This window comes from Candidatus Zixiibacteriota bacterium (genome assembly GCA_014728145.1).
Classification (GTDB): domain Bacteria; phylum Zixibacteria; class MSB-5A5; order JAABVY01; family JAABVY01; genus WJMC01.
The window spans coordinates 1-4,817 of record WJMC01000100.1 but is presented as its reverse complement, the minus strand read 5'-3'; the positions used below and the strand labels follow the sequence as shown (position 1 = coordinate 4,817).

Below are 4,817 nucleotides of genomic sequence, written 5' to 3'. Positions count from 1 at the left end.
TGATCCAGAGCTTAAAGACTATATCCACTACAACGAACGCGGTCATGTCTATGTAGCCGAGCTTATCGCCCGTTATATCAAACGCTACAACCTGATCGAAAAAACAAATAATCAGTAGGATAACAGTAACTCAAATCTCCACAGAGATTTGAGAAACCTCAGGAGGGGACTCCTGACTCAGTACATTATATCAAACATCCATAGAGAGCTTTGACCCGAGACGCATATCTACCCTTACATCAAGTGTTATAACCTGTTCGAGAATGTGCAGTCAATTTGTATCTGAAACAGCCGATGAAATAACTAAACCACAACGCTCAAGTATCGAAACCCAATCATCCTGCGCAGGATTTATTTAATTGACATGCGGGATATGCCAATATAAGTTCCTCTCAAATTAACAGGATATATATATGAATATAGTCGTTGTGGGTATGGGCGAAGTCGGCAAGCATATCGCCCTCTACTTATCAAAAGAAAAACATAACGTCACGATCATAGACTCATCCTCGGCCGCCCTGGCTGAAGCCGAGGAACTGATGGATGTGCTGGCATTGACCGGTCCGGGCGGATCGCTTGCAACCCTTCGTAAAGCCGAAGCAGGCAAAGCCGATCTTTTGATCGCGGTCACCGACGATGAAGAGGTAAACCTGCTGTGCACTTATACAGCCAAACAACTGGGCGCAAAGAAAGTGATTGCGCGGGTATCGACTCAGGATTATATCGAGGGCGAGACCGGGTTTTACCACGATGTGCTCGGAATCGATATGGTGATCTCGCCTCATCTTCTGGCCGCCAATGAATTTTTAAAACAGATCCGGTCGATCGGGGCGGTGATGGTTGAAAACTATGCCCAGAATCGGATCGAACTGATCCAGCTTCCACTCGATGAACAACTCAAGGCGGTCGGTAAAAAGCTGAAGGATCTGGCGATGCCCCGCAATTCCCTGGTGGCGGCGATCCTGCGTGACGACAAGCTGATCGTACCTTCAGGCGAGGACGAACTGCTTCTCAATGACGAGCTATTTGTAATCGGGCAGGTCGATACTATCCCGCAGGTCGAGAACCTGTTCGGCAAAAAGAAACGGGGCTCGGCACGCAAAGTGGTGATCGTGGGGGGTGGCAATATCGGCTTTTCGATCGCACGTTCGATGCAAAAAGAGAATATCGATATCACCCTGATTGAAAGGGACAAGTCGATCTGCCGTAAGTTATCCGAGGAGCTCGATAATGTCCTGGTGGTCAACGGCGACGGTACCGATATGCATCTTCTGGCAGAACTCGGAATCTCCACTTGCGATGCGCTCGTCTCGGTGGTCTCTCACGGGGAAGAGATCAACCTTCTGTCCGGTTTGATCGCCAAGAAACTGGGCGCTCGTAAGGCGATAGTGCTGGTGCATAAACCGGCCTACCAGGAACTCTATGAACAGGTCGGTATCGATGCCACTGTGTCACCTCGTCTGGTGGCGGCCAACCAGATTCTGAAGTATGTCCGTCGGGGGGAGATCATCGGAGTTTCGATCCTGGAAGGTGGCAAAGCCGAGATAATCGAACTGGTGGCATCAGATAAATCCAAGGCGGTCGGCAAACCGTTAAAAGAAGTCAAGTTTCCCAAGGGGGCGATTGTCGGCGCGCTGGCTTCCGAGGCCGGCGTGATTATCCCCAGCGGTGAAGATGTAATCGAACCCGGCAACACTGTAATCCTTTTCACCACACCCAATGTTCGCCCCAAAATAGAAAAATTGTTCTCGGTCTGATTTGTCATGAATTACCGTGCAGTAGCATATTTTCTGAGCCTTCTTCTGGTGGGATGCGGTCTGTTTATGGCTACCTCGATTATCTGGGCCGTGTTTTTAGATTCTACCGACACTGTAATAATCATGGCGGTTTCGACTCTGCTCTGCATTGCTGTCGGGTTGGGACTGCGTTTTCTGGGCGACAAGAATATCGACGCGCTTCATGCCAGGGAAGCTATCGCGGTGGTTGGTCTGGGATGGTTCGCGGTTTCGATTCTGGGCGCGGTGCCGTTTGTGCTCGAGGGCGTATTGAATCCGGTCGATGCCTTCTTCGAGGCGGTTTCCGGGTTTACTACCACCGGGGCGACCGCGATCACTGATTTGAATTCTGTCTCGCGCGCCTTAATTTATTGGCGAGCGCTTTCACAATGGCTGGGCGGTATGGGTATTATCGTGCTGTTTATCGCGATTCTGCCACAGCTCGGAATCGGTGCCAAGCATATGTTCAAATCGGAAGTCCCCGGGCCGATTTCCGACGGCCTCAAACCCAAGCTCAAACAGACTGCCGGGATGCTGTGGGCGATATATGCTGTCATTACCGCGGTCGAGACCGTCTGCCTGATGATGGCAGGAATGAGTTTCTACGATTCTATCTGTCATTCTCTGGCCTGTATGGCTACGGGCGGATTCTCGCCCCGCAATGAATCGATTGCTTACTACAACGATCCCGTGATCGAGATTATCATTACGGTTTTCATGATTCTGGCAGGAGTCAATTTCTCGCTTTATTACCTGATTCTGAGGCGCAAATTTAACGATGCTGTACGCGATTATGAACTGCGAACTTATTTAGGGATACTGGCAGTTTTTTCTGCATTGATTTTGGCTAATACATGGGGGCTTCATCAGACTACCCTGGATAATATCATAAAACCGGTTTTCCAGGCGGTCTCGATGTGTACGACGACCGGTTTCGGAACCGAGGATTCGAATCTGTATCCCTCGCTGTCGAAACTTCTGATGGTGGTCCTGATGTTTATCGGCGGTTCAGCAGGTTCGACCGGGGGCGGGATGAAGGTATCGCGGGTGATTATCCTGGCCAAGGCCGCTTTTAACACGATCATGAATTCATTTCAACCCCACGCCGTACGGGCGGTCAAGCTGGGCAAACGCCCGGTGGGAGAGGATGTGGTCAGGGAAGTGCTGGCGTTTTTTGTTGTCTATATAGCCTTGTTTTTGATCGGATCGTTGGTGATGAGTACCCTGATTCCGGATCAGGAGACTCCGATACTATCCGCTTTCTCCGCTTCGATCGCCTGCTTTGCAAATATCGGTCCCGGCTTCGGTGTGGTCGGCGCGACAGAGAACTACGCCGTGATACCCGCTGTCGGCAAGATCGTGCTGTCGATTCTGATGATCGTCGGCAGGCTGGAGCTGTTTACAGTCCTGGTTTTATTTCTACCCGGCTTCTGGAAAAAATGATCAATCCTTGAAGAACTTCGCCAGTTGTCGGCCCTCACGTTTGGTTGTGACTCTCTCTGCTAAGGCATGAGCGATAATCGGCAGGGCGATAGTCGCCTCGCAGTAGCACTGGACATATTTGCCCCTTGGGTCTTCTTTGCCCCATGATACCGCCTCATCGAAAGTACAGCCCGACAACCCGCCCCATTGCGGTGAATCGGTTGTGATCTGGACCGCGTACTTGTGCGGGTAATAGGTTTCATCGGTCAGCTTGCGGGTCTGCGCCTTGCGTTTGGGGATCTTGCGATCCTCGTATAATAAATCGCCGGTGACCGCGAAGAGCTGGATGAAATCCTTGGGCACACCGCCACCGATATAGACCACACCGGTATCCTTGACCCGTTCGGCCAGTTGCATGAATTCGATATAGTCCTTGATGCCGTCGAGAGTGAGGTCAAAACCTTTGCTCTTGGCGATCAGGGCGGCATCGCCGTATGGGGAATCGATTATCGCCGGACAGAAGATTGGTATATCGTTTTCTGCGGCGACTGTCACGATCGAACGAATTTTGCGTTTTTTAAGCCATTTTCCGAATTGCGCCAGAAACTGACGGGAGGAATACTTTTGATCGGAATCCAGGGAAAGGATGAATTCGGCGATAAGCTCGGTCATCTCCAGGTAGTCTTTTTCTGAGCCGTAGATATCGTAATAGCGGTTGTAACCCTCGCTGAAGAGCATCTCATTGTCGGCAGTGGCGCTTCCCTGCAGGTAGGCGTAACCCATCGCTTCGACTATATCCTCAGAAATATTTGCTCCGGTCGGCACGAGTATATCGATAAAATGGTTCTTCAGAAACCAGTTGATGATCTTCCATTGTCCGGTAGTCGAAAGCGAGCCGGCGTAGCCGAACAGGATCGTGGTCTTCGGATCGGTGATCATTTTTTCGAAGACTTCGACTGAGGTTGCCAGGCTTTTGCCCTGGAATCCGGTTTTAGCCATCGCCTCCATCAGTGCGGAGATTTTACGCCCTTTCCGAACCTCGATAGCTTCTACTTTATCATGCTTTTTCATTTTTTACCTCTTAGGTTACATTTTTTCACCGTTCTATATATAGTTTTTGTGGCGTTTACACAATATGCTTTTTATGGAAGGCAACTTCCATCTCCGGCACCTCACTTGCAATTGTATACTCAGATAATTAATAATTGTAATCTGTCTAAAAAGCCCGGTGTTGATTTATCTGACTGCAAAACAACAGGTTATATATCCTAACAAGCTCCTGACAAATCCGGGCTAAGTTAATACCGTCATCGGACTGACCAAAGCAACCTGCCGTCTTTATGCATATTTTTGCAAAATTAAACGGCACAATTCTTTGATTCGAACGTTATTACGAAAACAGATAATAATAGTCCTGTATTGTCTCTGATTGTTATCCGGAATGGACATATTGCATATAGGCGAGGTGATGATATGAAAACTTCTGAAGATGTTCTCAAACTGATCGGCAATACACCGCTGGCAAGGGTCAAACATATGACCAACGGCAACGGTGTCAATGTCTGGGCCAAGCTGGAGTATTTCAACCTGACCGGCTCAGTCAAGGATCGTATGGCGCTT

At 49.4% G+C, this 4,817-nt stretch carries 4 protein-coding genes; 3 read left to right on the top strand and 1 reads right to left on the bottom strand.

What is annotated here, in order from left to right; translation table 11 throughout:
• Positions 1-407 precede the first annotated feature (407 nt).
• A complete protein-coding gene (gene trkA / locus GF404_06470; protein MBD3381823.1) occupies positions 408-1,757 on the top strand; it encodes a Trk system potassium transporter TrkA in 1,350 nt (449 codons plus the stop codon).
• Between the two features lie 6 nt (positions 1,758-1,763).
• Complete coding sequence (locus tag GF404_06465; GenBank protein MBD3381822.1) at positions 1,764-3,218, top strand: TrkH family potassium uptake protein; 1,455 nt, start codon at positions 1,764-1,766, stop codon at positions 3,216-3,218.
• Here the strand turns inward: GF404_06465 and GF404_06460 are convergent, their stop codons facing one another.
• Positions 3,219-4,268 carry a deoxyhypusine synthase gene (locus tag GF404_06460; protein MBD3381821.1) on the bottom strand — a complete coding sequence of 350 codons (1,050 nt, stop codon included), beginning with the start codon at positions 4,266-4,268 and terminating at the stop codon, positions 3,219-3,221. It abuts the gene before it with no gap.
• 402 nt (positions 4,269-4,670) lie between these two features.
• Here GF404_06460 and GF404_06455 point away from each other — a divergent pair.
• Positions 4,671-4,817 (top strand): pyridoxal-phosphate dependent enzyme (locus tag GF404_06455; GenBank protein ID MBD3381820.1); only part of this gene is annotated, 147 nt, incomplete at its 3' end.

Coding starts and splice junctions, on each gene's coding strand:
- GF404_06465 (MBD3381822.1), top strand. CDS start 1,764: ATGAATTACCGTGCAGTAGCATATTTTCTGAGCCTTCTTCTGGTGGGA.
- GF404_06460 (MBD3381821.1), bottom strand. CDS start 4,268: ATGAAAAAGCATGATAAAGTAGAAGCTATCGAGGTTCGGAAAGGGCGT.